This is a genomic window from Gordonia gummivorans (genome assembly GCF_022513585.1).
In the GTDB taxonomy this organism is placed as follows: domain Bacteria; phylum Actinomycetota; class Actinomycetes; order Mycobacteriales; family Mycobacteriaceae; genus Gordonia.
Window position 1 is genome coordinate 1 of record NZ_JAKWBF010000008.1, and the last position, 25,945, is coordinate 25,945.

Consider the following 25,945-nt stretch of genomic DNA (forward strand, 5'->3'; position numbering starts at 1 on the left):
CACGCGCGAAAACTGTTCCTGAACCTGTCCCGGTGGCGCTCGTTTGCGATGCCGAATGTCGCGGCAACCACGATGGGCATCGGCGTCGGCGGCCTGATCATCTCCGGTTGGCTTTGCGCCCCGAGCCGTCGGGTCGACGGCCAGGGGCTCGGTGGCGTCATCGTCCAGTGCGGAAGAGAAGCCTCGCTGCACCACGTCCACGTGACCGGGTAGTCGGTGCCGAACGTCTCGCCAGCGCCGACCGCGCTGACATCATCGCTAGTGTCGCGCCGACAATCCAGCACCACCTGACCGGGCAACTGCCCTCTGTCGACGATCACCTCCACCTTCCCACCCGAAGAGCGCAGCAAGGGTGTGGCGATCTGGTCGGGATTCGCCGCAGCAGGAGCGATCATCGGCATGCTCGTCGCCGGAACGCTGCTTGAACGCTGGGGATGGCAATCGATCTTCGTCACGAGCGCCGCCGTCGGCGTGGTGGCCGCAGTCGCCGCCGCAGCCCTGGCGCCGAACACCCGTGATCACGACCCCCACAAGTTCGATGTAATCGGTGCGCTGGCAACATCTATCGCAATCGGCACCCTGGTCTTCGCGATCATCGAAGGCAACGATCGTGGCTGGACGACTCTCCCGGTCCTCATCTGCGCTGGAGTCTGCGTTCTCGGCTTCGTCGTCTACGCGGTCCAAGGGATGCGCACCCACCACCCGCTACTGGACCCGCAGCTGTTCGGGCTCCCCGGCTTCCGAGCGGGCGCCATCGTGGTGCTGACCCAGTTCATGGCCATCTTCGGGTTCTTCTTCGTAGGGTTGCAGTACCTGCAACTCATCCTCGAATACAGCCCACTACTGGCGGCGATCGCATTGATCCCCGTGGCAGCAGTGGTGATGCCCACGGCCACAGTCACTCCGCGCCTGGTGTCGTGGGCGGGTTTGAAATATGTGATGGCCGCCGGGCTGACGCTCATTGCGGTAGGCCTGCTGTGGATTTCGCGCTTGCACGTGGACTCCGGGTACGGCCCCTTTCTGGGCGGCCTGATCGTCGCCGGTCTCGGCATCGGTTTGGCCGGCTCCACTGGAACCAGCGCAATCGTCGGTTCCCTCTCGCGTAATCATCAAGGCGTCGCCTCGGCCATGAACGACACCACGCGCGAGGTTGGCTCGGCCGTCGGGATCGCGATCATGGGCTCGGTGTTCTCCAGCCAGTACAGCCAGCACCTGCCCGACCTCACCAGGCTCCCCGCCCAAGCTGCCGATGCAGTCCGCGACTCGGCCGCCGGCGGCCTGGCCGCCGCCGACCAGCTCGGCGGTCCACTTGGCGCCCAACTCGGCGCCGCGGTCCGCGGCGCCTTCATCGATGGCATGTCCGCGTCGATGATCTCGGTCGCTGTCGTTCTCCTCGTCGCTGCGATCGGATGCGCTCTCAAAGCTCCTCGACAACAACCCGACAGCGACGCCGCCGACAACCGGTGACTCACCCCGAGCCATCTGATACCCGAATCCAGGAGAGATTGTCGATCTCGACGTCGCCACACAACTCCACCCCCGAAAGGTCCAGGGTCGATGACTACAACCCCGAATCCAGCCTCGCCCAGCAACATTGAGTCTCCGTCCGCCGTGAGCCGTCGATCACTGCTCATCGGTGCCGGCGCGGTGGCTGCGGGGGCCGCAGTTGCGACGAGCGCCGCACCAGCGGGTGCTGCGCCTGCCCCTTCGGGGCGGTACCGGATCGACTTACACGCCCATTTCCTCCCACCGGAGTACCGTGCCGCACTGCTCGAACACGGCCACTTCACCATCGGTGGCTATCCCACCCCGCAGTGGTCGCCGGAATCAGCGATCGACTTCATGGACCGCTGGGGCATTCAATCCCAGGCACTCTCGGTGTCCGACCCGGGCGTGTCCTTCCTGCACGGCAAGGATGCCCGTGACCTCGCCCGCTACTGCAACACCTACGCCGCCCGACTGTTCCGAACACACCGCACCCGCTTCGGCGCGTTCGCCGTGCTCCCCATGCCCGACGTCGCAGCCTCGATCGCCGAACTCGAGTACGCACTCGACACCCTCCACCTCGACGGCGTGGTGCTGTTGTCCGCGTACGACGGCGTCTACCTCGGCGACCCACGATTCGAACCGCTCATGGCAGCGCTCAATCGCCGCAAGGCGTTCGTCTTCGTCCACCCCGCCGCCATCCCGGACAACGCCAAACCCTCACTCCCACTTCCGGACTTCCTCGAAGAATTCACCTTCGACACAACCCGTGCGGCGACCCTGATGCTCGCAGGCGGCACCCTGCGCCGCTACCCCGGCATCCGGTTCCAGCTTTCCCATGCCGGCGGCACCCTGCCATTCCTGTCGTGGCGCATCGGTCTACTTGCCGAAACGCCCGTCGGCAACCATTGGCCTGCCGGCGCTCCCCGACCCTCGGCCCTCGATGTGCAACAACTGATCCGCACGTTCTACTTCGACACCGCCCTGAGCGCGTCCGAAGCCGCCATGCGGTCGGTACTGGCCGTCGCACCGCGCTCGCACATCGTCTTCGGCTCCGACTGGCCCTTCAGCCAGACCGTATTCCTCGAAGGCGGCGGCGACCCCGCCCCCGGACTGAGTGACGTCTTCAACGCCCGCCAACGCTACGAGATCGAACACATCAACCCGTTGCAGCAACTCCCCCGCTTGCGCGCCGCCGTGAGCTGACGGGCTCGATCCGCACCCGGATCAGCCTGGACCAGCGCGGTCGTCGGCGCCCATTTACGCAGCGTCTCCGGCGTGGTGATGCCCAGCAACTCCGCGGCATGCCGGATCGCCCCTACTCCGTGGAATGCTCACCACGAACATTGGCGACCATCGTCACCGCCGGCTCCCGCACATGAGGCTCGTGTTGGCCGGGCGGCTTGCACCACCACGGAGGAAATCGTCGGCCTTCCGGTCACGATGGTGTCCCACAACCCACGACAGCCCTTTTCGTCACCGTGACGAACCCGGTAAGTGGCCGCCGAATCACAATCTTTCAGAGAACTTTCCGATCTCGATCAGTACCCGCCTGAAGGCGGCATAGTCGTCGGAACCCACGAGCCCGGTCCATTCGTCTTCGATGTCGGCAATTCTGCGGAGGCCGCGCATCAGCATGGACGAGCCTTTGCGCGTGAGCCGTAGCTTGCGGTTTCGGCGATCGCCGCTGTCCTCAGAGGCGACCAGGTAGCCGTCGTCGGTCAGCTTTGCGATGTGTTGTCCGGCACCCTGTTTCGTCATCCCCAATACACGGGCGACATCGACGCTGCGCGCAGATCCGCGGTCGATGGCCTCCAGGATCCGGAACTGCGACGGGCGCAGACCCCGCCACACCTCGTCGTCGAAGCTGTCGGCAATTCGTTCGATCGCCCGTCCCATCAGCGTCGCGATGTGTTCGTCGTCCGCTGATACTCTATTGACAAAACTGGACAAGTAACTTACCTTTCTTGGTAAAGCTGATTGTCTAAGGATAGCTCATGACGACCCCGACCTGGCCAGAAGAACTCGCGATCCAACCTCGCGAACTCGCCCAACTGCTGGGCGTCTCCGAGGTATCAGCCATCGAGGTGACCGAGCTCCCGTATGCGTTCCTTGCGCTCACCACCGGATCGCGATGGTGCGTGGACGTGACCACGCCAACGGGTCCACTCGCGCTTGTCGTCAAGGTCGCACGGGATGTCCGGCGCTCCCCCGTCTTCAGCCTGATCCCCGCCGAACTCGCCGAGGCCGCGGCGCGGGGCCTTCCCTGGGAGATCGAGCCCAATGTGTATCGATCAGAGTTGGGAAGTTCTCTGCCGCAAGGTATGTCGCTCCCCTGCTGCTATCACGTCCACCCGATCGACGACGCCTCGTCGGCAATCTGGATGGAGCGAATAGCTCACACCGAGACCTGGACACCACAGATCTACGCCGACGCCGCACTCATGCTCGGCCGCTTCGCGGCATCCTCGGAGGTCGGGCAGGTCGCCGACACGATCGGACACCCCTCGGGCCCACAGCAAGCTCGGGTCTACTACGAAGGCCGCCTGCGTCCCCAGTTCGTCGACGCGTTCACGGCAGGCGAGATCTGGGCGCATCCCGTCGTGTCACGCCACGTCGACTCGGCGCTGCGGGCGCGCCTGTTCGCACTCGTCGACCTCATGCCGACACTGATCGACGAGATCGAGGCGCTGCCGCTACTGAGCGCCCACGGCGACGCCTGTCCGAGCAATCTCCTCAGCACAGGCGAGGGAACGTTCACGGTGATCGACTGGGCATTCTTCGGTCGCGCGCGAATCGGCTTCGACCTCACCCAATTGGTCATCAGTGCCATCGACCTCGGCCAGATGTCCGCCGACCGGCTCCCCCAGTTGCAAGACGTGTGCGTGAGCCGGTATCGCAGCGGCTTGGCCGGCAACGGTTTTCACATCGATCGTGACAGTCTGGCGCGCGCCCACCGGATCCAGCTCGCCGCGTTCAGCGCGCTGTCGGCGATTCCACTGGAACAGCTTCCGCCGGGCGACTCTGCAGATCCGAGCCTTCATTCCTTGGTACACGAGCGAATGCGCGCGCTGGACCACATCCTGCGCGGCATAGGCATCTGACAAACACAAGACAGGAGACCACCATGACCTCGCCTACCCTCACCACCCGCATCGAAGCCGGCACGTGGATGATCGACCCCACCGACTGGCGCATCGGTTTCTCGGTGAGAGAACTCGGACTCGTCACCGTCAACGGAGAATTCACCAACTTTCGCGGGACTTTCACCCTCGACGACGATGGAAACCCTGCGATTCGCGTCGAGATCGACATCGACTCGATCGCCACTGGGAACGACCGACGCGATCGAGACCTGCGGTCGGGGACCTTCTTCGACACCGGCACCTACCCCACCGCCACATTTGTCAGCACTCAAGCAGCGGCGTGGGATGGGGACGACGACCTCGGGCAGACGCTCACTGGTGACCTGACGATCAAGGGCATCACTCGACCGGTGATGCTCACCGTCGCACCGATCTCCGACCTCCGACTCGGCCGCGACCTCGGCGACGTCGACCTTCGGGCGCGAACCACTTTGCGCCGCAGAGAGTTCAGGGTGGGACCTCGCAGTACCCTGATCATCGGCGACACAGTCACCGTCGCCCTTTCGGTTCGGCTGCAGCGAACCTGAGCGGAGGACCGCTCATTCGTGACCGAGCTGCACCTCTGCCGCGCTCATACAGGCGCTGGAGTGGATTCTTGCCTCGGGCGGCGGCGGTATCGTCAGAGGTCACGACCGTACGCGGGCGGCTGATGAACAAACCAGCGTGATACCACCGGTGGTACCATGTATGGCATGGCCAAGACCACGCTCTACCTCCCCGACGACTTGAAGCGGGCCATCGAACTCGAAGCGCGCCGACGCTCACTTCCCGAGGCCGAGATCGTGCGGCAAGCATTGCGAAAGGCTCTGAGCGACAACACACCTCGACCTCGCGGTGCATTGTTTTCAGGCAACGAACCCATTGCCGAGCGGGTCGACGAACTGCTCGAGGGCTTCGGCGAGTGATCGTCGACACCAGCGCACTTCTGGCCTACTTCGACGCAGCTGAGCCGCAGCATGAAGCCGTCGCGGAAGTGATCGATGCATCCAGTGAACCCTTGGTCGTATCGCCCTACATCGTCGCTGAACTCGACTACCTCGTTCTGAGTCGCCATGGCTCTCACATCGAGCGCATCGTGCTCGACGAATTGAGTTCGGGTGCATGGGAACTCGCTGCCATGTCGCGCGAGCGGCTATCAGCCGCTTCGGTGATCGTTCGACAGTATTCCGATGTGCCGGTCGGTGTCGCCGACGCGTCGAACATCGTCTTGGCCGATGCATATCGGACCAGAACGATCGCCACTCTCGATCACCGACACTTCTCTGTCCTCCGGCTCGGCGACGGTTCTGCACCGTCCATCGTCCCGTGAACCGGGCTGCCGAACGTCCACCATCGTCACGGGCAGCCTGGCCCGTCAGCTCCTCATCGACCGCCGTGCGACATCTGGCCGACGTCGTGCATTGCCTCCAAAGCACCCAGCATCCCGAATCTCATCCGAGATGGCGCGTCCGAGGTCAGCGTGCGTGGTCGCCTCAGATCGCGTCGACCTGAGGCATGATGTCGTTCTTCAGCCGCTTCATGTCGTCCATCGTCTTCGGGGTGGGCACATCCGCGAACGGTGGCCAGACCAGTAGCTTTGTCAGCCCCGCCTCGCGGTAGCGCTTGAGCATGTCCGTCACCTGACGTTCCGAGCCGACGAGCAGGTTTGAGGCCTTGCCGGCCGGCGTCTGGTCCATGGCGACGTCGGTGATCACGGTCCAGATCATGGTCGCGATGTCGAGGTCGTCGATCGTGCGAGCGGTGTCGAGCTCGGCGAGTTCGGTGGCGATCTCCGCGCGCCAGGTGGCGATCTCCTCGGGCGAATCCTGAATGCCGATCCACCCGTCAAGGCCGTACTTCGCAACGCGTTTCGCTGCTCGCTTCGCGTCTTTCAGGCCACTGAAGTAGATGGGAGGTCGCGGCTGCTGCAGGGGCTTCATCCCGAACCCGCTCGGCCCGAAATCAGCGAACTCCCCGTGGTATTCAAAAGTGTCGTTCGCCCAGATACCTTGCATGATCTCGATGGATTCGCGCAGGTGCTGGTGACGCCGAGGGAAGATCTGGCTCGCGCTCGCAGCCGCGAACTCCTCGGGCATCCATCCCGATCCGACGGCGACGTTGAGCCGACCACCGCTGAGATGGTCGATGGTGGCGAGTTCGGCGGCGAGAACCCCCGGTGAGCGGTACGGCGTGTCGATGATGCTCATCCCGATCCGTACCTTCGAGGTCTTCGCGGCCAGCCATGGGAGCAGCGGAAAGCCCTGCAGGAAATCACCTTTCGACGAAACCGGCAGCTGCTTCGGGAGCTCGTGCATCATGCCGAACGCGTATTCCATCTCGGCACGGTCAGACGCCTCGGGGACGATGATGCGGTCGAGCGTCCAGACCGATTCGTAGTCCAGCTCCTCTGCGAGCTGTGTGAGGTCCTCGAGTTCGGCGACCGTGATCTTCTCGCGGAAGTTGGGGAGATACAGGGCGAGTTCGAGCATGGGTTCCTCCTCGGTGGGTTGGCAATGATTCAGTTGTCGGTGAGCGTCGCGCGGATGTCGGTCTTCAGGATCTTTCCGACGGTCGATCGCGGGAGGTCGTCCCAGGTCTCGATCTGTTTGGGGGCCTTGACGCTTCCGATCTTCTGCTTCACGAAGCGGATGAGGTCGTCGGGGTCGACGGACGTTTCGTCATGCAGCAGGACGACGGCGGTGACACGCTCGCCCCACTTGTCGTCGGGCAATCCGACGACGCACAGTCGCGCACGGCCTCGTGCGCGATGAGCGCCTGCTCGACCTCAGCGGAGTAAACGTTGAATCCGCCGGTGATGATCATGTCCTTGGCTCGGTCGACGATGTACAGGAACCCGTCCTCGTCGAGGTAGCCGACGTCGCCGGTGTGATGCCACCCGTGTGCCGACGCCTCGGCGGTGGCTTCGGGGTTCCGGTAGTAGCCCGCCATGACGAGCGGCCCTCGGCCGTTGTATCGAGACGATGTCGGGCAATAGGTGTCGTCGTAAGTGCGGTGGCCATCGCAATCGCAGGCTGTTCGTCGTCATCGAGCTCACCTACGACCCCCTCGTCGGCGGTGTCCACCGCGATGGACGCGGCCACCACCGCAGCGCTGCAGAAGGTGCTCGACGACACCCGGGTCCGAACGGGGGCGCCCGGGGCGCTGGCCCGCATCATCTCGACGAACGGCACCTGGACCGGCGCATCGGGGACCACCGCGGCGAGCGGCACATCGAAGCCCGGTGCGACCGATCACACCCGCGTCCGGTCGCTGACCAAGACAATGACGGTGACGGTGCTGCTGCAGTTGGCGCAGGAAAGCAAGGTCTCCCTGGCCGACCCAATCGGCAAATATGTGCCGGGCGCCCCGAACCCGTCGGCGACACTGCAGCAAGTCGCCGACATGAGCAGTGGCATCCCGTCCTACACCGCATCGAACGCGTTCACCGATACCTACTTCGCGCACCCCGAGAGACCTTGGCAGCCTCAACAACTCGTCGACATCGCCAAGTCCATGCCCGCGGTGTTCGCGCCCGGGCAGGGGTGGCAGTACTCCAACACCAATTACGGGCTGTTGGGCATGGTGATCGAGAAGGTGCTCGGCCAGCCGATCGGCGAGGTCTTCGGCAAACGGCTGTTCGGTCCATTGGGCATGGACAACACCAGCTTTCCCGGTGATTCGACCGCCATCCCGGCGCCATATCTATCTGGCCTGACCAACCAGGGCCAGCCGGCGGGGAGCAACGTCGACTCCACGCATTGGAATCCGTCGATGGCGTTCACCGCGGGCGCGGTGATCTCCACCCTCGACGACCCGCAGAAGTGGGGTGCCGCCCTGTTCACCGGCGCGGGCATCCTCGACGCGAGAACCCAACAGCTGCGCCGGGATTCGATCCTGCACTCGCCGCCACCGAACAGCCCGACGGCGGGTTACGGAATCGGCCTCGGCGACCGCGACGGGTGGTGGGGCCACGACGGCGACCTCCCCGGCTACAACAGTGTGCTGTTCCACAACTACACAACCAACACCACCGTCATCGTGCTGACCAACACCTACAACAGCACCACGATCGACGGCCGGCCGACACCGGCCGCGCAGGCAATCTTCGCGGGACTGGCAGCGGCGTTGCCGCAGTAGGCACTGACCTGACTTCAGCGAATCACTCGCTGTCAGTCGCGGGCCCCTCGTCGGTTGCACCGCCCTCGCCTGTCCAGTCGCCGGACTCGTCACCTGCGGCCGGGTCGGACTGAACGTCCGAGGCTGCGTCGTCTGGGCCGACGTCCGTCTCTTCGGTGTGCGGTTCGGACTCCCTTGACGTCATAAATCCTTGATACCAGGCGCGCAGCACACAGTTGCGGTTCCGGCAATTATGGTGGCGCTATGAGCAAGGCAACGCAGCTGAACAGCCCATCAGATCTGACCGTCGCCGACAGTGGCGTCGACATGAAGCCCCGCAGTCGGGACGTGACCGACGGCCTGGAGAAGACGGCGGCCCGAGGGATGCTTCGCGCCGTCGGAATGGGCGACGACGACTGGGCGAAACCGCAGATCGGCGTCGGATCGTCGTGGAACGAGATCACTCCCTGCAACCTGTCGCTGGACCGTCTCGCCAAGGCGGTCAAGGAAGGGGTGCACGCCGCCGGCGGCTACCCCCTCGAGTTCGGCACCATCTCAGTGTCCGACGGGATCTCCATGGGTCACGAAGGCATGCACTTTTCGCTGGTCTCCCGGGAGGTCATCGCCGACAGTGTCGAGACGGTGATGAGTGCCGAGCGACTCGACGGATCGGTGCTGCTCGCCGGCTGCGACAAGTCCCTGCCGGGCATGTTGATGGCCGCTGCGCGCCTAGACCTGTCCAACGTCTTTCTCTATGCCGGTTCGACGCTGCCCGGGTATGCGACCTTGTCGGACGGGCAAGAGCGCCAAGTGACGATCATCGATGCGTTCGAAGCCGTCGGCGCGTGTTCGCGTGGCTTGATGAGTCGCGAGGACGTCGACACGATTGAACGTGCCATCTGTCCCGGCGAAGGTGCGTGCGGCGGGATGTACACGGCCAACACGATGGCCAGCGCGGCCGAGGCGATCGGGATGTCGTTGCCCGGTAGCGCGGCGCCGCCGGCGCCGGATCGTCGCCGGGACCGGTACGCCCACCAGAGCGGCGAAGCCGTCGTCGAACTCCTCCGACGTGGAATCACGGCACGCGACATCATGACCAAAGAGGCCTTCGAGAACGCGATCGCCGTGGTCATGGCGTTCGGCGGCTCCACCAACGCCGTACTGCATCTGCTCGCGATCGCGCACGAGGCCGAGGTGGAACTGTCCCTCGACGACTTCTCACGAGTCGGCGCTCGTGTTCCGCACCTGGCCGACGTCAAACCATTCGGCAGTCACGTGATGACCGACGTCGACCAGATCGGTGGGGTCCCGGTTGTGATGAAGGCATTGCTCGACGCCGGGTTGCTCCACGGCGACTGCCTGACCGTCACCGGGCGCACGGTCGCCGAGAACCTGTCCACCATCGCGCCGCCGGATCCCGACGGCAAGGTGCTGCGGGCAATCTCCGAACCGATCCATCCGACCGGGGGGATCACGATCCTCAAGGGCTCACTCGCGCCGGAAGGTGCGGTGGTGAAGTCTGCCGGATTCGACTCGGATGTGTTCGACGGTGTGGCAAGGGTTTTCGATCGAGAACGCGCTGCCATGGATGCGCTGGCCGATGGCACGATCACCGCCGGAGACGTGGTCGTGATCCGCTACGAGGGACCCAAGGGCGGGCCGGGGATGCGCGAGATGCTCGCGATCACCGGCGCCATCAAGGGTGCCGGTCTGGGCAAAGATGTCCTGCTGATGACCGATGGCAGATTCTCCGGCGGCACCACCGGACTCTGCGTCGGACACATCGCGCCCGAAGCGGTGGACGGCGGGCCGATCGCCCACGTCCGCGATGGTGATCGGATACGGCTCGACGTTGGTCGGGGCAGGCTCGACCTGTTGGTCGACGACGCCGAACTCGCCTCGCGCGCAGAGGGTTTTGTTCCGCTCCCCCCGCGCTACACCCGCGGGGTACTGGCCAAGTACTCCAAACTGGTCACCTCGGCGTCTCGTGGCGCCGTGTGCGGCTGACAGACGACATCCGCGATCGAGTCGCGCGGCTACGCTGGACGCGTGCCAGCAGTACCTGACTCCCCCACTCGTGCCAGTTCGGCGATTTCCGGCTTCGAACGAACGTTTGCCGACGCATTGGCACCGCTGACCGTTCCATGGCGCGGGGCGGATGCGCCCGAACCCACGCTCCTGGCGGTCAATCCGCAGCTCGCCGAGTCATTGGGTCTGGATATGGACACGCTCCGGTCCGACGACGGCCTCGCACTGTTGTCCGGTGCCGCAACACCCGTCGACACCACACCCGTTGCGACGGCCTACTCCGGACATCAGTTCGGTGGCTACGCACCTCTCCTCGGCGACGGACGGGCATTATTGCTGGGCGAGCTCCTCGACGCCGCAGGACATCGAGTTGACTTGCAGCTCAAAGGGTCCGGCCCGACCCCGTTCTCCCGCGGAGGCGATGGTTTCGCGGTGGTCGGCCCGATGCTTCGCGAGTACCTGGTGAGTGAGGCCATGTTCGCGCTGGGTATCCCGACGACGCGTTCGCTGTCTGTCGTCGCCACCGGGCGCGGTGTGCACCGCACCGAGGTCGAACGCGGCGCAGTGCTGGCCCGAGTCGCGGCGAGCCACCTTCGTGTCGGGACTTTTGAACTCGCCGCCCGCAATCCGGAATTGCTGCAGCCGCTCGCCGACTACGCGATCGCCCGCCATTTTCCCGAGCTCGTCGAACTCCCGGAGAACGGAAACGACAACAGGTACATAGGTTTCTTCGAGGCAGTGCTCGATCGGCAGGCCGCCCTGGTCGCCAAGTGGATGCTTGTCGGATTCGTCCACGGCGTCATGAACACCGACAACACCACGATCTCCGGCGAGACCATCGACTACGGCCCCTGTGCCTTCATCGACGCCTTTGATCCCTCGGCGGTGTTCAGTTCCATCGATCACGGCGGACGTTATGCATTCGGCAACCAGCCGACCGTCCTGAAATGGAATCTCGCACGCTTCGCCGAGACGCAATTGACTCTCGTGAGCGATCAACCGCGGGCGGCGATCGACGCGGTGACCGAGGTACTCACCACCTTCGACGCTCGATACAACCGGTACTTCGACGAAGGGTTTCGGGCCAAGGTCGGGCTCCTGGGTGCCAGCGACGAGCACGAGTTGATCGACGATCTGCTGACCCTGATGAACGCCCACCGGTCCGATTGGACCGGGACCTTCCGCGCTCTGGCGGCTGAGTTGCGCGGTGAGAGCACACCGTTGGCGACGCTGATCCCCGCCGACGACAGGAACTCGTGGCTGAAGCGGTGGCGTGGCGCACTCGACCGTCTCGGCCACGACCATCAGCGGACCGCGGACCGGATGGACCGCATCAACCCGCTCTATATCCCACGCAACCACCACCTCGACGCCGCGTTGGCGGCAGCGGCCGACGCGGATCTGGCGCCCTTCGAGCAACTCCTGGCAGCGGTGACACAGCCGTTCGACCAGCTCGACGAGCGGGATCACTACGCCATGCCCGCCCCCGAATCATTCACAGCCTCATTCCAGACCTTCTGCGGCACATGAGCCTGATCAGAACGCGACTGTGTTCTCATCGGGTCACCGCGTGGTGGACATGCCCCCATCGACAGGGATCACGGCTCCGGTGAGGTAGCTACCCGCCCGACTGCTGAGGAAAACCACTGTGCCGACCACATCGTCGGCACGTCCGATCCGCCCCAACGGCGAACTCGCCTCGATCTCGTCGCGGAACTCATTGAGCATGTGTGCCATCATCTTTGATTCGAACGGACCCGGCGCAATCGCGTTGACCGTGACGTGACGTGGGCCGAGATCGCGAGCGAGGTGTCGGGTCATCTGATGAACGGCCGCCTTACTCGCCGAATAGGAGTACGACGCAGTACTCGGCACCCGAATTCCGTCGATGCTGCCGATCATGATCACGCGCGACGGATCGTCCTCGGTGGCCTTGGCCAACAACTGTGGGAGCAACGCCTGTGTCAGGGTGAACGGCGCCTGCACGTTGAGATCGAGAACTCGATCCCACGCGGAGTCGGGAAACTCCTCCAAGGGCGCGCCCCAGGTGGCCCCGGCGTTGTTGACCAGAATGTCGAGGTGATCGAACTCCTCGGCGACCTGCGCCGCCAATGCTCGGCATGCATCAGGCGTCGACAAATTCGCTTGTAGCGCAACGAGACCCGCGTTACAGGCCTCCTCCAGCGCCTTCTCGTTTCGGCCTGTGATCACGACGTGGGCCCCGCGATCGGCGAGACCCCGCGCCAGCATCGCGCCGATCCCGCTTGTCCCACCGGTCACCAACGCGGTCTTGCCCTCCACGTCGAACAAGTTGGTTGTCATTGCCCTTGCCCCTCCGCCCGTCTGAACGAAGTGCACTCTACCGGCGCGGGACCGCCACGATCCCGAAATCCGACCGGCCGCCCGTCAGGTGATCCGCCCATCGCATAATGTGAGGCGAGCTGCGAAATTGACCTCTGTGACCCGGTGTGGTCACAATCGGCAGACAATCGTCCCCGACGCCTACTTGCGGAACCGGCCAACCCGGCACTGCGGGACGTACGCCCTACCTTCGCGGGAGTGACGATTGTGAGCAGCGAATACAAGTTTCTCGATCTGCATGGGGATCAGGTCGCGTATCGAGACGCCGGCAGCGGCGACACGCTGCTTCTCATTCATGGGATGGCAGGCAGTGCGCTCACCTGGGACGCAGTCTTTCCGGCGCTCTCCCGCACGCACAGGGTCATCGCGCCCGACCTCCCGGGTCACGGCGCGTCGGACAAGCCGCGCGGGGACTATTCGCTCGGCGCGTTCGCCGCCTTCCTGCGCGATCTTCTCGACGAACTGGGAATCGACAAGGTGACCGTGGTGGGTCAGTCACTCGGTGGCGGTATCGCGATGCAGTTCACCTACCAACATCCCGACCGCTGCGAACGGCTCGTACTGATGAGCAGCGGCGGTCTGGGCCCCGACGTCAGCTGGATCCTTCGACTGCTGGCCGCTCCCGGCGCCGAGTTCGTGTTGCCGCTGATCGCGCCGAATCCGATTCTGCGGGCCGGTGAGAAAGTGCGGTCCTGGGCGTCGTCGGCGGGCATTCATTCTCCGCGTGCCGATCAGACATGGCGTGCGTATTCGTCGCTCGCCGAGGCCGATACGCGCCGCGCATTCTTGCGGACGCTGCGCTCAGTGGTGGATCACCGTGGGCAGGCGGTCAGCGCACTCAACCGCTTGTACCTCAATGAAGAGTTGCCGACGCTACTGATCTGGGGCGACAAAGACGACATCATCCCGGTTGCGCACGGCATCGCCGCGCACGAGGCGATGCCCGGGAGCCGCCTCGAAATACTGCCCGGTGTGGGCCACTACCCGCACGCCGAGTCGCCGGAGGCTGTTGTCGGGATCCTTGACGAATTCCTCAGCACCGAACCAGCGCTCGCCCGCAAATCGGGGTGACCATCGGACGACGGCGCAGATTTGCCCTGACCACCAACTCTCGACGACGCATGTAACTCGGTCGAGATCTACTGTGACGGAAGGGAAAGGAAGTCCCTCAGCCACTGGTCGACTTCATCCATGGTCTCCCGGTCGACGGCGCCGATGACGTCGTGCAGTCGTTGGCGTGTGACTGTTCGTGGTTGCTCGGTCATTGCGAATGTGGGTCGCGTCGGTGTGAAGGCAGGCCCGCGAAGGCGTACATGGTTTGGCCATCCCCGCTCAATTGTCGTAGCGGGCAGGATGATTGCGAGTGTATCGGCTTGCTCTAGATACAGGTCGCTGGCAATGATGAGCGCGGGACGCCGGCCTGCCTGCTCGCGGCCACGAGTGGGATCCAACTCGGCCCATACGACCGTCCCCCGCCGCAGATCAGGCGGCATCGTCGCCGGGACTCAGGGTGGTGTCCCAGTCCCGGAACTCGTCCCAGTAGTCCGCGTCGGCCGCCCGCAATGCGTTGCCGAATGCTTCCATGCGTTGTCGGCGCTCGTATCCATCGAGCAGCTTCTCGATGAGTCCCGCTGCAGTGACGCCATGTGCTTCGGCATCGCGGTTGATGCGATCCCGAAGTTCGACGGACACCTTGATTGTCGTCGTCCCCATGGGTCGAGGCTACCTTAGGGTATACTGAACCGTCTACACGACTGGTGAGAATTCGGAGAGCCAGTTTCGACTCCCAGAGGGTGAGAGGAGCGACGTCGAGTTTGACGGGCCAACCCCAATCCACCGCGAAAAGCGCTGTGGCGTAGTCTGATCGCCCGTGCCTTCATCGACTGCCGACGCCCCTGTAACTGACGTCACTCTCCGTGAATGTGTGTGGTGCTCGTCGACCGACGACCTCGCGTATTTCCGCAATGAACCGCGCTGTGTGCGTTGCCGGACCGCGGAACAGACCATCGCTGAGGCTCGCGAGTTCGTTGACTTCTATGGGCTGCGGCCCTTGGGTGGGTCGTTGGAGTCCGACGACGAAGAGGAACGCGAGCACCGTGTTGCGGCTCGCGCGGCGCGGGCGGAGCTGAACCGTACCCGCACCGAGCCGTCGCAGCGTGAGAAATCCCGATCCGGGAAGCGTGGCGTCGTCGCGACCGCCCAGGCGGGTCGTACGCAGGCGGAGCGAGCAACGCCCACAGGCCAGTCGCGGACCGGCAGGTCGGCGATGACTCGGCCGTCAGATGTTTCCCAGCCGGACCATGCAGAACTCGCGCACCGGGCCGAGCAATTGCTGGCGCAACTTGCTGAGCTCGACGAGCGCCTCGCTGTCGCGCAGGACGACTCGGGTCTCAGCGGCAAGGCCAAGGTGTCGGACTTGAGTGCCAAACGTGAGTCTGTCCTGCGAACTCTGGCTGCGTTGGCGAAGGCCGCCCGGTCCTTGGAACCTGCCTGACGCCGTTCCTCCGCGGTCACGAACAGAATCGGCGGGTTGCTTCAGACGGAGACACGGTCGAGCATGCCGCCGAGACGATCGGTGATCAGATTCTCGGCCTCGGTGATGATACGTTCCACCAGTTCGCCGGCGGTGGGGATGTCGTGGATGAGGCCCTGGCAGGTGCCGGCACTCCAGATTCCCGCCTCAGGGTCGCCGAGTTCGAACACCTTCCGGCCTCTGGCACCGGCCACCAGTTCACGCACATCCTCGAACTGTCCGCCGTTATTGAGGATGTCGACCACTTCCCTGCTGACGGTGTTACTTGCAACCCGTGCGGTGTTCCGCAGGGGCCGGAAGATGAGTTCGGTCTGGGTTTCGTCGGCAGCGACGATCTCTTCCTTGATCCGCTGGTGAATCGGCGACTCGACCGTGCACATGAATCGGGTGCCCATGTTGATGCCGTCGGCGCCGAGTGCGAGCGCTGCGAGGAGCCCGCGGGCGTCGGCGAAACCGCCGGAGGCGATCATCGGGATCGTGACCTTGTCGGCAGCGGCCGGTATCAGCACCAGTCCTGGGATGTCGTCCTCTCCGGGATGTCCGGCGCATTCGAATCCGTCGATGCTGATCCCGTCGACGCCGAGCTTCTGCGCTTTCACCGCATGCCGCACGCTGGTGCATTTGTGTAGGACTTTCACACCGGCATCGTGGAACATCGGCAGGTGTGGACCGGGGTTGGAGCCGGCCGTCTCCACGATCTTGACCCCTGATTCGACGATCACCTGTCGATACTCGTCATAGGGCGGCGGTGTGATGGACGGAAGGATCGTGAGGTTCACGCCAAACGGCTGGTCGGTCAGCTCTCGGCACCTGGCGATCTCGCGATCGAGATCCTCCGGCGTGGGCTGCGTCAGGGCGGTGATGAAACCCAGAGCACCAGCGTTGGCGACCGCGGCGACGAGCTCGGCCCGCCCGACCCACTGCATACCTCCCTGCACGATGGGGTGGCGAACTCCGAAGGTCTCGGTGAACCGGGTGGAAATCATGCGGATGCACTCCTCTGCTCGGTGACCATGCGCGGACGCCGACGACCCGTCTCGACCAACCGCGACGCAGTGCGCATAGTGTTGCGCGGCATCGAGTTCCGGCCACAACTCCATCGGTCGCGCGATCACCGTCATACGGACGATCGTCCGCAGCCCCGTGCAGCGCACCTTGTCGAAGGGTGTCGACGCCCCCATATTTCATATATGTGAAGGCGATCGCGGCAAAGCTTGCCATGGAGGGCTGAGGCCCACGGCGGTTTTCGCCGTTTTCGCAGGCCGAGTTCGTTGCGGCTACTCATCTGCGCGGCGGGGCGCTCATCATGGCCAACCGGGCAGAATGGGGACATGACGACAGACGCATTCGATCGCGACTTCGACGCCGAGGTCACCATCAACGCAACCCCGGACCGGGTGTGGCAGTTGCTGAGCGATCCGCGCACCATGCCAGAGGCCAGCCCTGAGTTGTTCGCGCTGACCCGTCGCCGCAAGGGTCCGTTCGAGGCAGGTGAAACCTACATCGGATGGAACCGGCGCGGTTTCATCATCTGGCCGACCATCAACAACGTCGTCTCGGTTGTGCCAGGGCGAGAACTGTCCTGGCACACCAAGACCAGCGGTGCGATCTGGACGTACAGCGTGACGTCGGACGGCAGGTCGACGGTGTTGCGCGAACAACGTCACATGCCCGATGGGATGCCCCGGATCGCCCGCATGTTCGGCGGCCTACTCGGCGGCCCCGCGGCGCATGCCGACGAGCTCGAGTCGCATGTCTCCGACACCCTGCAGCACCTCAAGAATCGAGCCGAATCTGAGCGCTGAGGCCCGACCGTCAGACCAGAGCCCATAGATCCTCTCGCTCCCATACGCGTGGAAAGTGAAGCGGCACAGCACTATCGGCAGATAGTTCGCTGAGAACGCGCATCGTCGCGTTGAGGTCGTCCCCGGCGTATGCGGTAGCTCGTAGTGGTCGATCCAGTGAGCGGAAGAAGTCGTCCCAGTGAGTCAGCACGACGTGCCCGGCTCCGACGGCACGAACTGTGTGCGTCCAATAGTCGGCGATGTATTCGTGTGGGCGATGACCGAGCATCCCGACGCCCAGGTATGCGCAGGCAGCCGACCACCCGTCGAGTGCGCCGGGCACGAATCCAGCGCTCCCCTGCACCAGTGCCGACCGGCCGCCCACATGCTCGACCAGCACCGACCACGCTTCGCCACAGCGGTACGCCGACGCCCTGGCCGGCGGCACCAACGGCTCGGTGATCGCCCCGGGAAACCGATCGGGCGGACAGTGTTCGGACTCGGCGAACCGGAGCGTCCAGTTGCCGAAACTGACGGTATCGGCGTGGCCAACCACCTGAATCCGCTCCTCGGAAAGCCCGGCGCCGCGTCCGATGTTGGCGACGGACTCACCGCCGACCAACGTCGCGCCGGTACGTTCGGCTATGTGTGCCGAGTCGAGAGCATGGTCGAAGTGAGTGTGCACCGGCACCACCGCCGCAGGCCCCCGCCCGCCGAGCCCTAATCGATCCAACGCGATCGAAATACGTTGACGGTTCGGGGCAATCTTGCCGAGCGCGACCGCAGCCAGCGAGGGCCTCGAGAAGAAGCCGTCGAAGAGTACTGCCGACTCACCGTCGTCGAAGAGCAGCGTCGAAACCCCTGCGAACGTGACGCTGCAGCGTCCGTCGGCGGCCCGTGGCAGGTGGAACTTGTGCCGATACGGCTCCAACGATGGACGACCGAGCTTGAGGTGCACGGCCACAGGAGGCCAACTGATAAACATGGTTGATTGTCGCAAGCCCGATGAGTTCTCCGCACTCGGCGAGTCCGTATCACCATGACCGCGCACATCCTCGAACTTCCCGACGTGGACCTCGCTTACGACGTCCACGGTCCACTCCCGACCGCCGACGGTCGTCCGCCGCTCCTCATGGTCGCCCAGCCCATGGATGCCAGCGGCTTCAGTGCGTTGGTGCCGTTGTTCGGCGACCGCACCGTCGTCACCTACGACCCACGTGGGTTCGCCCGCAGTACCCGCAAGGACGGACGCGTCCAGAACGAACCCGAGGTTCAGGCGGCTGACCTCCACGCCTTGATCGAGACGCTCGGCGTCGGACCTGTGGAGATGTTCGCGAGCAGCGGCGGCGCGGTGACTGCACTCGCCATGGTGGCGACATATCCGGCCGACCTGCTCACGCTTGTCGCCCACGAGCCGCCGCTCCTCAATGTTCTGCCCGACGCCGACGCCGCCGAACGTGCCACCAATGCATTCAAGGCTGTCTACACCGAGAAGGGTTGGGGCGCAGGCATGGCGGCGTTTCTCGCGATGACCTCGTGGCAGGGCGAGTTCACCGACGCCTACTTCGCCCAGCCCGCACCCGCCCCTGCTGCGTTCGGCATGCCGGCCGACGACGACGGATCGAGAGACGACCCTCTGCTCTCCGACCGATCCGTTGCCTTCCTCGACTACCTGCCGGACGTCGACGCGGTGACCGCCGCGCCGACCCGCGTGGTGATCGCCGTCGGCGAAGAGTCCCGCGACACATTCACCGGCCGGACCGCAGTAGCCACCGCCGCGCTGCTCGGCCAAGAGGCAGCAGTGTTCCCGAGTCACCACGGAGGTTTCATGGGCGGCGAATTCGGCTATGCCGGCCAGCCCGAGGCGTTCGCCCGGCGGTTGCACGAGATCCTCGATTAGCCGACCGCCACATACTCAACCGCGGCGGCAGCTATCGGCGCACCCGGAAGCGTAGGTGGAGTACGCGATCACCCTGGATCACCACGTCGGGATCGTCCAACATGTGCTGCGCGTCGAGCGACCCGAAGAACCGCTTACCGGCTCCCATCACGACGGGCACAACGTCCATGCGCACTTCGTCGATCATGCCCGCGGCGAGCACCTGGCCACCGACGTCTCCCGCAGCGACCTCCACGATGCGGTCACCGGCCAGTTCCTGCGCTGCCGCGAGGGCCGCCTCGATGTCGTCGACGAAAAGAAACGGCGCCTCGGGGTCCCAGCCCTCGGGCGCCGGCCGGTGCGACACGACCACCACATGGTCGATCCCGCTGGGAGGCTGTCCATCCCAGCCGTCGGTCATGTCGAACACGTGGCGGCCGACGATGGTCGTCCCGATCTGATCCCAGTACGGCCGGACGTAGTCGAACGACTCCTGCGACACCTTCAGCACACCACTCTCGTCGAGCGGGACGCTGCCGGTGGTCAACCAGTCGAATAGTGGTCCGGGATGGTCGTTTTCGTCCGCGATGAAGCCATCGACGGACACCGAGGCGTACATGACTACTTTTCCCACGAGATACCCCTCGAGTGTGATGGGCCGCCAACGGCATTCGCGCGCATGCCGTCAACGTAGCATCGAACGCCAAAGACCCCCGCCAAATCTGTGGACAGGACCACTACGATCGCGTGATCTCGGACAGCCTGTGTCGGTGGGCGTAGACCACGGCCTGGATTCGGTCGCGCACACCGAGTTTCGCCAGGATGTGTGACACATGCGTTTTGACGGTCTGCTCCCCGACGTACAACTTGCCTGCGATCTCGGCGTTGCTGAGTGCATCAGCCATCAGCAACATCACCTCGTACTCGCGCGTCGTCAGAGTCGCCACCTCCGGCGGCACCGGCACCTCTGCCAGGGTGTCGGCGACCCTTGCGGCGAGGCGCCGGGTCATGGCGGGATCGATCACCGAATCTCCGCGCGCGACCACGCGGATCGCAGCCACGAGTTCCTCCGGTGGCGACGATTTCAACAGAAACCCGCCTGCCCCGGCACGTAGTGCTTCCGCAAGCACTGTTTCGTTGTCGTAGGTCGTCAGCATCAGTATCCGAGCATTCGTTGAGCCGACGATCGGCCCGATGGCGCCGACACCGTCGAGTCTGGGCATCCGCACGTCGAGCACCACCACGTCGGGCCGGACCCGTTGCGCCTCTTCGATGGCGGAACGTCCGTCGGCGGCCTCCGCGACACAGACGGTGTCCGGGCTCGCGTCGATGATGGCCTTGAGCCCCGCACGGAACACCGCATGATCGTCGGCGACGAGCACGGTGATGGGTTGAGTCATGATGCTCCGATCGGGATCGCCACGCTGGTTTGCCAGCGGCCGGACGCGTCTGCACCACACTCGACATCTCCGTCGAACAGCTCTGCGCGCCTTCGCATGCCGTCGAGGCCGCGGTGCAGCGAACCGCCAGGGTAGGTCTCGGCGGCGATGGCGTTGGACTCTTCGATGACGATTCGCGAATGATTCACGCGCACATTGAGGCGGGCGCTTCCGTCGCCGTGGCGCAGCGCGTTTGTCAGCATCTCTTGAACGATTCGGTAGACGGTGACGTCAAGTGATGCAGGCAGTTCGACGGTGGCGCCGGTCATATCGAGCTCGACGTCGAGTCCCGCTGCACCGACGGAGTCGACCAGTTCGGAGTTGTTGGCGAGTCCGGGCTGACGGTCGCCGGCGGCGTCGCGCCCGTGCAGGAGATCGAGCTGGCGCCGCAGGTCCATCATTGCCGCGCGGCTGGACGACTCCACAGCTTCCAAGGACCGCGTCGAGGCCTCGACGTCCGATCCCATTGCCATCCGGGCGGCGCCCGCGTGGATTCCGATGGCGCTGACGTGGTGGGAGATGACGTCGTGGAGGTCACGTGCGATGGCCTCACGCTCGTCGGCGAGCGCCTTGTCCATCACCGCGCGGTCGTTCTCCCGCTGCATCTCCAACTTGGTCACGTACGCGCCACCGGCAGCGGTGTATCTGCCTACGAGCCACGGAATCAACGCATTCGACACGCCGATCGCGGGGATCATCCACCACTCATCAGCCGTGCCGTTGATCAGTGCCGCGACGGCGACACCCACCATCAGAACCGGGAGGACGGTCGCCGAGGCCCGCGTGGGCAGCCAGGCTCCAGCTCGGTAGCCCGCAACCAGTACACCGACGTCCCCGATCCCGGAAGCCAGTCCGTAGTGGCCGAGAAGAAGGCACGCACAGATTCGAGTGACCACCTGGATGTAGGCCACCACTGCGGCGGTGCCGGGGCGAAGGGCCAGAGCAAGGTCGGCCGCGACCAGCATCATGGTCATCGTGAGCGCAGGCAGTAGTGCGGTCCCGAAGATCCCGGACGACGCGAAAATGGCCGCGTCGATGATCGCGGCAAGAATTGCCACCAACAACCGTCGAGGGTCACATCGACCGGCTTGTTGGGCAGCGCCCTGGGCGCACCGCGCCGATCATCGGATCCGGCTGCTGTGGGCAGCGCACAGCGTGCACCACTCCAGCAACTTCTTCAACATGTCGACCAATCTGCGGCTCCCCTGGTTCCAACCGGTGTCCTACAAACTGCGCAGTCTCGCCTGGCTTCCTGCAGCGCTGTTGGGATTCCCCCGTCCGCTACGGCCTGATCCACGACGTCGAAACCCAGAATCCGATCAAGTACAACTACATCGAGACCGTGGCCATGCTCCGCGACACGGCGAAGGCTCGCACTTGGCGCGGTCGCCTCGGCTACATCTTCGGCCCGCCCGGATACAGCGAGAGCAAGAAGGCCGAGGACCAACTCGTCTCTGCCTGAGCAGGAAAGAGGTGCCGCCTCCCACACCGGGAGGCGGCACCGTTGCGTTGCGTCGACGTCCGTCAGGTCCGACGGCGACGAGTGCGGTCCGTGTCAGAGATGTATCGATCCCCAGTCGAGTGAACCGTTGCTACTGCGACAACCGCCCACGGTGATCGACCGAGGCGTCCAGTACCCATACGCCTGCGTCTGGGGGCCGAGATAGACGCGATAGCGGATGGTGTATCTGCCGTTGACCGCGGCAGGCGGCGCCGGTGTCACCTTTCGCAGATCGAAAGTCACTGTCGTCTTGAACGGCTTCGTGAGCGCAGTCGGATTGAAGTTCGTGTAGATCCCGTTGTAGCCGTATCTATCCGCCTGCGGAAAACTCGCGGGCAGTGCGCCGCGAAGTGATCCGGTCGAGTCCGACGGGCTTGCAGGCGTATATCGAGCGACTGGTCGCTTCGCGCCGGAGACGATCCGCCAAGGTGTCGGCAGATTGTTGGGATCCCAGCCGCTCGAGTGCATCTCGGCATCCGGTGGCGCCCATGGCTGATCCTCCTGGGCGAACCAGTAGTCCATGGTGAACCAGTTGTGGGCATTCGTGTAGTTCAGCATGGTGAAGGTCACGGTGCAGCGCGCGTTGTTCGCCTTTGCGCTGAGGTGAAGGCCCGCATTGGCCGGCGGTGTTGCTGTTGCGGCACCGCCACCGCCGAGTGTCAGTGCGACGGCCGCGATCGCCACGACGAGTGTTCTCACATGTGTGTGCATGAGCGTCCTCTCCATCTGTTCGGGACGCTACGCCCAACATCGGGGCTTGGGGGCCGAATGCCGAGACCGACCCGTTCGGGTCAGCCGACGGCAGAGTCGGCGGCCCAGCTGTCACGTTGGTCAAACACGTTGTGTACAAGCAGTATTCCTACACTCTTGGCGAAACGTGACCACGTCGGCGGAGTCACTACCTATAGTCGCAACATGAGCAGCCCGCAGATCCGAACCGTCGTCTCCGGCATGTCGTTCACCGAATGTCCCCGGTGGCACGACGGGCGTCTGTGGTTCGTCGACTTCTACACTCACACCGTGAACTCGGTGAACGCCGACGGCTCCGATCTGCGCGCCGAACTCGAGGTTCCGGCACAGCCGTCGGGGCTCGGGTGGCTTCCCGATGGTCGGCTGCTCGTCGTCTCGATGCGGGACCGCACGATTCTGCGGGTGGAAGCCGACGGGACCACTGCCGTCCATGCGGACGTCAGTGAGTATGTCGGCGGCCACCCCAACGACATGGTCGTCGACGATCAAGGGCGCGCGTGGCTCGGCAACTTCGGCTTCGACCTGATGGCCGGCGCCGACCTCGACACCGCGGATCTGTTGCGCATCGATCCGGACGGAACCGTCACGGTGGTCGCCACCGGCCTCTGGTTTCCCAACGGCAGTGTCGTGACGCCCGACGGAGCCACTCTGCTGGTCGACGAGACCTTCGGCGATCGGATCAGCGCGTTCTCCATCGCGCCCGACGGGTCGCTGAGCGACCGACGCGATTGGGCCAAGTTCGCCGAACCGCCAACGACCAGGGTGCTGGGTGAGGCGCTCGCCGGCGCGTCGGTCGGACCCGACGGGTGTGGCCTCGACGCCGACGGCTGCCTGTGGGTCGCCGACGCCCTGGGGAACCGAGTCATCCGAGTTCGTGAGGGCGGCGAGATCGTCGACGAGATCGCGGTCGGCACCGGCGTGTACGCCTGCATGCTCGGCGGCACCGACGGCAGGACCCTATTCATCTGCTGCGCACCGGATTTCAACGAGCATGCGCGGTCGGCCGCGCGGGAAGCGACGATCCGTGCCGTCGAGGTGACGGTCGGGCACGCCGGGAGACCCTGAGCGCCGACGATGGCGTCTTCGCGAGACGTCAGTCCGACTCAAACGCGCGCTGCATGGAAATCCCGCTGACTCGTCGGGCCATGCGCAGGAATCTGCGTTCGATGATGCTTTCCAGTCGCGCCATGAAGTGCTAGTCGCCGCTTCCGTACACCATGCGGGCGAGCATGTCGTCACTCGGCACATTGGTCATTTCTTACCCCCTGCATCCCCCGACTGTCGCTCCCCCGCCGTGAACACGGCTCCCTGCGACAGTGCACCCCGACGCCGGCGCGGCGTCGGTCATGGCGGGGATGGTACACGTGACCTGGTCATCTGCCAGTCGACGACCGTCCGACACACGCGCGTCGTACGCCTGTGACCCGGCCCTCGGCAGCAATCAATGACCCACCCGCCGCCTGCGGCGGCGATCGTGCAGGCGGGACGAGCGGAGCCGTCTGAAACGGTCCTCCTCAGTTGCCTCCGAGGGCATATTCGGGCTCGGTGACACGTCACGGCGACCGTTTCAGTGACCGTCGCCGTGGAACTCCTCGACCGAACACGATCGCGATCCGTGTGAAGTTGAGCCCGGAATCCGGGCTCAACTTCACACGATCAATGGCCAGTCGACTTCGTCCACGCGATGGGCGCACCGCGGCGGGATCTCATGTCCGTGGACTGGATGCGCCGCCGCACAAAAGTAGGGGGAAGAAACTTCTTCCCCGACCCTTGGAGTCCTCCCCCAGAAGATTCTCGCGGACGACTACGAACCCCGGGGAAGAAACTTCTTCCCCTAGATTTCGCGGGCACGGCACTAACGTATTTGCCCAGTTCAACGCTGTGGTCACCGAACTCTTCGAGTCAGTCAGGCTGGATCCAGGACGAAGATCGGTTTGTGGCCGGCGTTCGGACCGGCGAGCACATCAGGGATCTGGTCCCACGCGTAGACGCCGCTGGTGACCAGTTCTGGGTGGAGGGTCCCGTCGGCGACGGCTTGCAGTGTCGGGGTCATGTTGGGTCGGGCCATCCCCTTACCGTTGTGGAAGCTGACGCCACGCTGGTACATCGCGAGCAGGGGCAACGACACGTCCTCGAAATAGATGCCGACACTGTTGATCGTGCCCTCCGGCACCACCGACAGCAACGCTTTGCGCAGTTTCGCAGGATCAGCGGACGCATCGACCGCAACGTGAAAGTCCCTGTCGCGCTTGCCCGCGATGTCATGAACCTCGGCGCCGAGTCTCGCCGCGACTTCCATGCGGACCGGGTCGTCGTCGTAGTAGACGGTGTGGGCGTTGGCGCAGTGCACGGCGACATCGACGGCGTACAGCCCGATAGAACCGGTGCCGCCGAAGACAGCAACCTTGGGATCGGTGATGCCCTCGACCGCCGGCATCACCGTCTCCCACCCCAGGGCGAAATTGTCGCCGATGGAGGCGAGGTGGATCGGATCGACGCCGTCGGGCAGCTGTGCCAGGTTGTAGTCCGCGAACGGGACACGGACCAGTTCGTCGAACGTGCCTCCCCACAACCCGTTGACGGGCAGACCGTATTGCGCGTCCCCATGCAGCAGGCAGCGGGCCGGATGCCCGAGCGCGCATTGAGCACAGGTTCCGCAGGCGATATGCCATGCCACACCAACCACATCGCCGACGGCGAACTCCGTGCACTCCTCACCCACCGCAACCACCCGACCGACACATTCGTGGCCCAGCGCGAAGGGTCCGAACAGCGAGAATGGCGTTCTGTCGGCGATCACGTGGTGGTCGAGGTCGCACGTCGTCGAGGCGATCGGCCGCACCAGCGCGTCGGTGGGATCAAGGATCGTCGGATCGTCCACCTCATCGAATCGCAACTCTCCCGGTTTGACGAACATCAAGCTCTTCACGTGTCAGATCCCCAT

At 64.6% G+C, this 25,945-nt stretch carries 28 protein-coding genes and 2 pseudogenes; 16 read left to right on the forward strand and 14 right to left on the reverse strand.

The features are described from left to right. From MKW15_RS07865 to MKW15_RS07875, 3 genes are all read left to right on the forward strand, one after another. On the forward strand, window positions 1-213 hold a 213-nt coding region (locus tag MKW15_RS07865), incomplete at its 5' end, for a hypothetical protein (protein ID WP_240857046.1). 102 nt (window positions 214-315) lie between these two features. Then, window positions 316-1,467, forward strand: a complete 1,152-nt coding sequence (locus MKW15_RS07870; RefSeq protein ID WP_308221026.1) for an MFS transporter — start codon at window positions 316-318, stop codon at window positions 1,465-1,467. A 144-nt stretch (window positions 1,468-1,611) separates the two neighbouring features. Next, window positions 1,612-2,691, forward strand: coding sequence for an amidohydrolase family protein (locus MKW15_RS07875; protein WP_240857048.1), 1,080 nt, complete (start codon window positions 1,612-1,614; stop codon window positions 2,689-2,691). Window positions 2,692-2,994: 303 nt separating this feature from the next. On the opposite strand, the gene MKW15_RS07880 is transcribed toward MKW15_RS07875, so the two are convergent. Continuing rightward, window positions 2,995-3,438: a MarR family winged helix-turn-helix transcriptional regulator gene (locus MKW15_RS07880; RefSeq protein ID WP_240857049.1), complete on the reverse strand. Its 444-nt coding sequence runs from the start codon at window positions 3,436-3,438 to the stop codon at window positions 2,995-2,997. 44 nt (window positions 3,439-3,482) lie between these two features. Here MKW15_RS07880 and MKW15_RS07885 point away from each other — a divergent pair, with 44 nt between their 5' ends. The 4 genes from MKW15_RS07885 to MKW15_RS07900 all read left to right on the forward strand — a co-directional run bounded on the left by MKW15_RS07885 (window position 3,483) and on the right by MKW15_RS07900 (window position 5,940). Continuing rightward, window positions 3,483-4,589 carry a phosphotransferase gene (locus tag MKW15_RS07885; RefSeq protein WP_240857050.1) on the forward strand — a complete coding sequence of 369 codons (1,107 nt, stop codon included), beginning with the start codon at window positions 3,483-3,485 and terminating at the stop codon, window positions 4,587-4,589. Window positions 4,590-4,612: 23 nt separating this feature from the next. Beyond that, window positions 4,613-5,158 (forward strand): YceI family protein, encoded by a 546-nt coding sequence (locus MKW15_RS07890; RefSeq protein WP_240857051.1) that lies wholly within the window; start codon window positions 4,613-4,615, stop codon window positions 5,156-5,158. Window positions 5,159-5,323: 165 nt separating this feature from the next. Further along, on the forward strand, window positions 5,324-5,536 hold the full coding sequence (locus MKW15_RS07895; protein WP_240857052.1) for a ribbon-helix-helix domain-containing protein: 213 nt from the start codon (window positions 5,324-5,326) through the stop codon (window positions 5,534-5,536). Then, entirely contained in the window at window positions 5,533-5,940 is a 408-nt protein-coding gene (locus tag MKW15_RS07900) for a PIN domain-containing protein (protein WP_240857053.1), read from the forward strand. The genes MKW15_RS07895 and MKW15_RS07900 overlap by 4 nt, the downstream gene beginning before the upstream one ends. 163 nt (window positions 5,941-6,103) lie before the next feature. Here MKW15_RS07900 and MKW15_RS07905 read toward each other — a convergent pair whose 3' ends face one another. Both MKW15_RS07905 and MKW15_RS07910 read right to left on the reverse strand, forming a co-directional pair. Then, window positions 6,104-7,099 carry an LLM class flavin-dependent oxidoreductase gene (locus MKW15_RS07905; RefSeq protein WP_240857054.1) on the reverse strand — a complete coding sequence of 332 codons (996 nt, stop codon included), beginning with the start codon at window positions 7,097-7,099 and terminating at the stop codon, window positions 6,104-6,106. A gap of 29 nt (window positions 7,100-7,128) precedes the next feature. Next, a pseudogene (locus tag MKW15_RS07910) lies at window positions 7,129-7,574 on the reverse strand (AMP-binding enzyme); the annotation flags it as partial. Window positions 7,575-7,697: 123 nt separating this feature from the next. Between MKW15_RS07910 and MKW15_RS07915 the strand changes: the two are divergent. Then, complete coding sequence (locus tag MKW15_RS07915) at window positions 7,698-8,747, forward strand: serine hydrolase domain-containing protein (RefSeq protein WP_240857055.1); 1,050 nt, start codon at window positions 7,698-7,700, stop codon at window positions 8,745-8,747. A gap of 22 nt (window positions 8,748-8,769) precedes the next feature. Here MKW15_RS07915 and MKW15_RS07920 read toward each other — a convergent pair whose 3' ends face one another. Further along, complete coding sequence (locus tag MKW15_RS07920) at window positions 8,770-8,931, reverse strand: hypothetical protein (protein WP_240857056.1); 162 nt, start codon at window positions 8,929-8,931, stop codon at window positions 8,770-8,772. A 59-nt stretch (window positions 8,932-8,990) separates the two neighbouring features. On the opposite strand from MKW15_RS07920, the gene ilvD reads away from it, so the two are divergent. Together ilvD and MKW15_RS07930 are read left to right on the forward strand one after the other, a co-directional pair. Then, window positions 8,991-10,733: a dihydroxy-acid dehydratase gene (ilvD, locus tag MKW15_RS07925; RefSeq protein WP_240857057.1), complete on the forward strand. Its 1,743-nt coding sequence runs from the start codon at window positions 8,991-8,993 to the stop codon at window positions 10,731-10,733. A gap of 42 nt (window positions 10,734-10,775) precedes the next feature. Continuing rightward, window positions 10,776-12,284 carry a protein adenylyltransferase SelO gene (locus MKW15_RS07930; protein WP_240857058.1) on the forward strand — a complete coding sequence of 503 codons (1,509 nt, stop codon included), beginning with the start codon at window positions 10,776-10,778 and terminating at the stop codon, window positions 12,282-12,284. Between the two features lie 33 nt (window positions 12,285-12,317). Here MKW15_RS07930 and MKW15_RS07935 read toward each other — a convergent pair whose 3' ends face one another. After that, window positions 12,318-13,076, reverse strand: a complete 759-nt coding sequence (locus MKW15_RS07935) for an SDR family oxidoreductase (RefSeq protein WP_240857059.1) — start codon at window positions 13,074-13,076, stop codon at window positions 12,318-12,320. A 246-nt stretch (window positions 13,077-13,322) separates the two neighbouring features. On the opposite strand from MKW15_RS07935, the gene MKW15_RS07940 reads away from it, so the two are divergent. Continuing rightward, window positions 13,323-14,186 carry an alpha/beta fold hydrolase gene (locus MKW15_RS07940; protein ID WP_240857193.1) on the forward strand — a complete coding sequence of 288 codons (864 nt, stop codon included), beginning with the start codon at window positions 13,323-13,325 and terminating at the stop codon, window positions 14,184-14,186. 68 nt (window positions 14,187-14,254) lie between these two features. Here the strand turns inward: MKW15_RS07940 and MKW15_RS07945 are convergent, their stop codons facing one another. After that, window positions 14,255-14,608 carry a type II toxin-antitoxin system PemK/MazF family toxin gene (locus MKW15_RS07945; protein ID WP_240857060.1) on the reverse strand — a complete coding sequence of 118 codons (354 nt, stop codon included), beginning with the start codon at window positions 14,606-14,608 and terminating at the stop codon, window positions 14,255-14,257. Further along, the gene (locus MKW15_RS07950) at window positions 14,598-14,828 is read right to left on the reverse strand and encodes a toxin-antitoxin system protein (RefSeq protein ID WP_240857061.1); all 231 of its coding nucleotides are present in this window, start codon (window positions 14,826-14,828) and stop codon (window positions 14,598-14,600) included. Before MKW15_RS07950 ends, MKW15_RS07945 begins: the two co-directional genes overlap by 11 nt. A gap of 157 nt (window positions 14,829-14,985) precedes the next feature. Here MKW15_RS07950 and MKW15_RS07955 point away from each other — a divergent pair, with 157 nt between their 5' ends. After that, a complete protein-coding gene (locus tag MKW15_RS07955) occupies window positions 14,986-15,609 on the forward strand; it encodes a hypothetical protein (RefSeq protein WP_240857062.1) in 624 nt (207 codons plus the stop codon). A 41-nt stretch (window positions 15,610-15,650) separates the two neighbouring features. On the opposite strand, the gene MKW15_RS07960 is transcribed toward MKW15_RS07955, so the two are convergent. Beyond that, window positions 15,651-16,634, reverse strand: coding sequence for an NAD(P)H-dependent flavin oxidoreductase (locus MKW15_RS07960; protein ID WP_276614744.1), 984 nt, complete (start codon window positions 16,632-16,634; stop codon window positions 15,651-15,653). 345 nt (window positions 16,635-16,979) lie between these two features. Here MKW15_RS07960 and MKW15_RS07965 point away from each other — a divergent pair, with 345 nt between their 5' ends. Continuing rightward, window positions 16,980-17,453: an SRPBCC family protein gene (locus MKW15_RS07965; RefSeq protein WP_240857063.1), complete on the forward strand. Its 474-nt coding sequence runs from the start codon at window positions 16,980-16,982 to the stop codon at window positions 17,451-17,453. Between the two features lie 10 nt (window positions 17,454-17,463). On the opposite strand, the gene MKW15_RS07970 is transcribed toward MKW15_RS07965, so the two are convergent. Further along, window positions 17,464-18,390: an MBL fold metallo-hydrolase gene (locus MKW15_RS07970; RefSeq protein WP_240857195.1), complete on the reverse strand. Its 927-nt coding sequence runs from the start codon at window positions 18,388-18,390 to the stop codon at window positions 17,464-17,466. Between the two features lie 81 nt (window positions 18,391-18,471). On the opposite strand from MKW15_RS07970, the gene MKW15_RS07975 reads away from it, so the two are divergent. Then, on the forward strand, window positions 18,472-19,332 hold the full coding sequence (locus MKW15_RS07975; protein ID WP_240857064.1) for an alpha/beta fold hydrolase: 861 nt from the start codon (window positions 18,472-18,474) through the stop codon (window positions 19,330-19,332). Between the two features lie 31 nt (window positions 19,333-19,363). On the opposite strand, the gene MKW15_RS07980 is transcribed toward MKW15_RS07975, so the two are convergent. The 3 genes from MKW15_RS07980 to MKW15_RS07990 all read right to left on the reverse strand — a co-directional run bounded on the left by MKW15_RS07980 (window position 19,364) and on the right by MKW15_RS07990 (window position 21,808). Continuing rightward, the gene (locus MKW15_RS07980; RefSeq protein ID WP_240857065.1) at window positions 19,364-19,945 is read right to left on the reverse strand and encodes a dihydrofolate reductase family protein; all 582 of its coding nucleotides are present in this window, start codon (window positions 19,943-19,945) and stop codon (window positions 19,364-19,366) included. A gap of 103 nt (window positions 19,946-20,048) precedes the next feature. Then, the gene (locus MKW15_RS07985) at window positions 20,049-20,711 is read right to left on the reverse strand and encodes a response regulator (RefSeq protein WP_240857066.1); all 663 of its coding nucleotides are present in this window, start codon (window positions 20,709-20,711) and stop codon (window positions 20,049-20,051) included. Further along, window positions 20,708-21,808, reverse strand: a complete 1,101-nt coding sequence (locus MKW15_RS07990; RefSeq protein ID WP_240857067.1) for a sensor histidine kinase — start codon at window positions 21,806-21,808, stop codon at window positions 20,708-20,710. The genes MKW15_RS07985 and MKW15_RS07990 overlap by 4 nt, the downstream gene beginning before the upstream one ends. Between MKW15_RS07990 and MKW15_RS24650 the strand changes: the two are divergent. Then, window positions 21,786-21,962, forward strand: a pseudogene (locus MKW15_RS24650) (sterol desaturase family protein); the annotation flags it as partial. The gene MKW15_RS07990 and the pseudogene MKW15_RS24650 sit on opposite strands and share 23 nt — an antisense overlap. A 343-nt stretch (window positions 21,963-22,305) precedes the next feature. Here the strand turns inward: MKW15_RS24650 and MKW15_RS07995 are convergent. Continuing rightward, entirely contained in the window at window positions 22,306-22,962 is a 657-nt protein-coding gene (locus tag MKW15_RS07995; RefSeq protein WP_240857068.1) for a hypothetical protein, read from the reverse strand. Window positions 22,963-23,166: 204 nt separating this feature from the next. Here MKW15_RS07995 and MKW15_RS08000 point away from each other — a divergent pair, with 204 nt between their 5' ends. Further along, a complete protein-coding gene (locus MKW15_RS08000) occupies window positions 23,167-24,066 on the forward strand; it encodes an SMP-30/gluconolactonase/LRE family protein (RefSeq protein WP_240857069.1) in 900 nt (299 codons plus the stop codon). An 841-nt stretch (window positions 24,067-24,907) separates the two neighbouring features. Here the strand turns inward: MKW15_RS08000 and MKW15_RS08005 are convergent. After that, entirely contained in the window at window positions 24,908-25,930 is a 1,023-nt protein-coding gene (locus tag MKW15_RS08005; RefSeq protein ID WP_240857070.1) for a zinc-dependent alcohol dehydrogenase, read from the reverse strand. Window positions 25,931-25,945: the final 15 nt, after the last annotated feature.

Excerpts from the sequence above, each read along its gene's own strand:
- MKW15_RS07885 (WP_240857050.1), top strand. The coding sequence starts at position 3,483 with ATGACGACCCCGACCTGGCCAGAAGAACTCGCGATCCAACCTCGCGAA.
- MKW15_RS07890 (WP_240857051.1), top strand. The coding sequence starts at position 4,613 with ATGACCTCGCCTACCCTCACCACCCGCATCGAAGCCGGCACGTGGATG.
- MKW15_RS07895 (WP_240857052.1), top strand. The coding sequence starts at position 5,324 with ATGGCCAAGACCACGCTCTACCTCCCCGACGACTTGAAGCGGGCCATC.
- MKW15_RS07905 (WP_240857054.1), bottom strand. The coding sequence starts at position 7,099 with ATGCTCGAACTCGCCCTGTATCTCCCCAACTTCCGCGAGAAGATCACG.
- MKW15_RS07915 (WP_240857055.1), top strand. The coding sequence starts at position 7,698 with ATGGACGCGGCCACCACCGCAGCGCTGCAGAAGGTGCTCGACGACACC.
- MKW15_RS07920 (WP_240857056.1), bottom strand. The coding sequence starts at position 8,931 with ATGACGTCAAGGGAGTCCGAACCGCACACCGAAGAGACGGACGTCGGC.
- ilvD (WP_240857057.1), top strand. The coding sequence starts at position 8,991 with ATGAGCAAGGCAACGCAGCTGAACAGCCCATCAGATCTGACCGTCGCC.
- MKW15_RS07935 (WP_240857059.1), bottom strand. The coding sequence starts at position 13,076 with ATGACAACCAACTTGTTCGACGTGGAGGGCAAGACCGCGTTGGTGACC.
- MKW15_RS07945 (WP_240857060.1), bottom strand. The coding sequence starts at position 14,608 with ATGCCGCCTGATCTGCGGCGGGGGACGGTCGTATGGGCCGAGTTGGAT.
- MKW15_RS07950 (WP_240857061.1), bottom strand. The coding sequence starts at position 14,828 with ATGGGGACGACGACAATCAAGGTGTCCGTCGAACTTCGGGATCGCATC.
- MKW15_RS07960 (WP_276614744.1), bottom strand. The coding sequence starts at position 16,634 with ATGATTTCCACCCGGTTCACCGAGACCTTCGGAGTTCGCCACCCCATC.
- MKW15_RS07965 (WP_240857063.1), top strand. The coding sequence starts at position 16,980 with ATGACGACAGACGCATTCGATCGCGACTTCGACGCCGAGGTCACCATC.
- MKW15_RS07975 (WP_240857064.1), top strand. The coding sequence starts at position 18,472 with ATGACCGCGCACATCCTCGAACTTCCCGACGTGGACCTCGCTTACGAC.
- MKW15_RS07985 (WP_240857066.1), bottom strand. The coding sequence starts at position 20,711 with ATGACTCAACCCATCACCGTGCTCGTCGCCGACGATCATGCGGTGTTC.
- MKW15_RS07995 (WP_240857068.1), bottom strand. The coding sequence starts at position 22,962 with ATGCACACACATGTGAGAACACTCGTCGTGGCGATCGCGGCCGTCGCA.
- MKW15_RS08000 (WP_240857069.1), top strand. The coding sequence starts at position 23,167 with ATGAGCAGCCCGCAGATCCGAACCGTCGTCTCCGGCATGTCGTTCACC.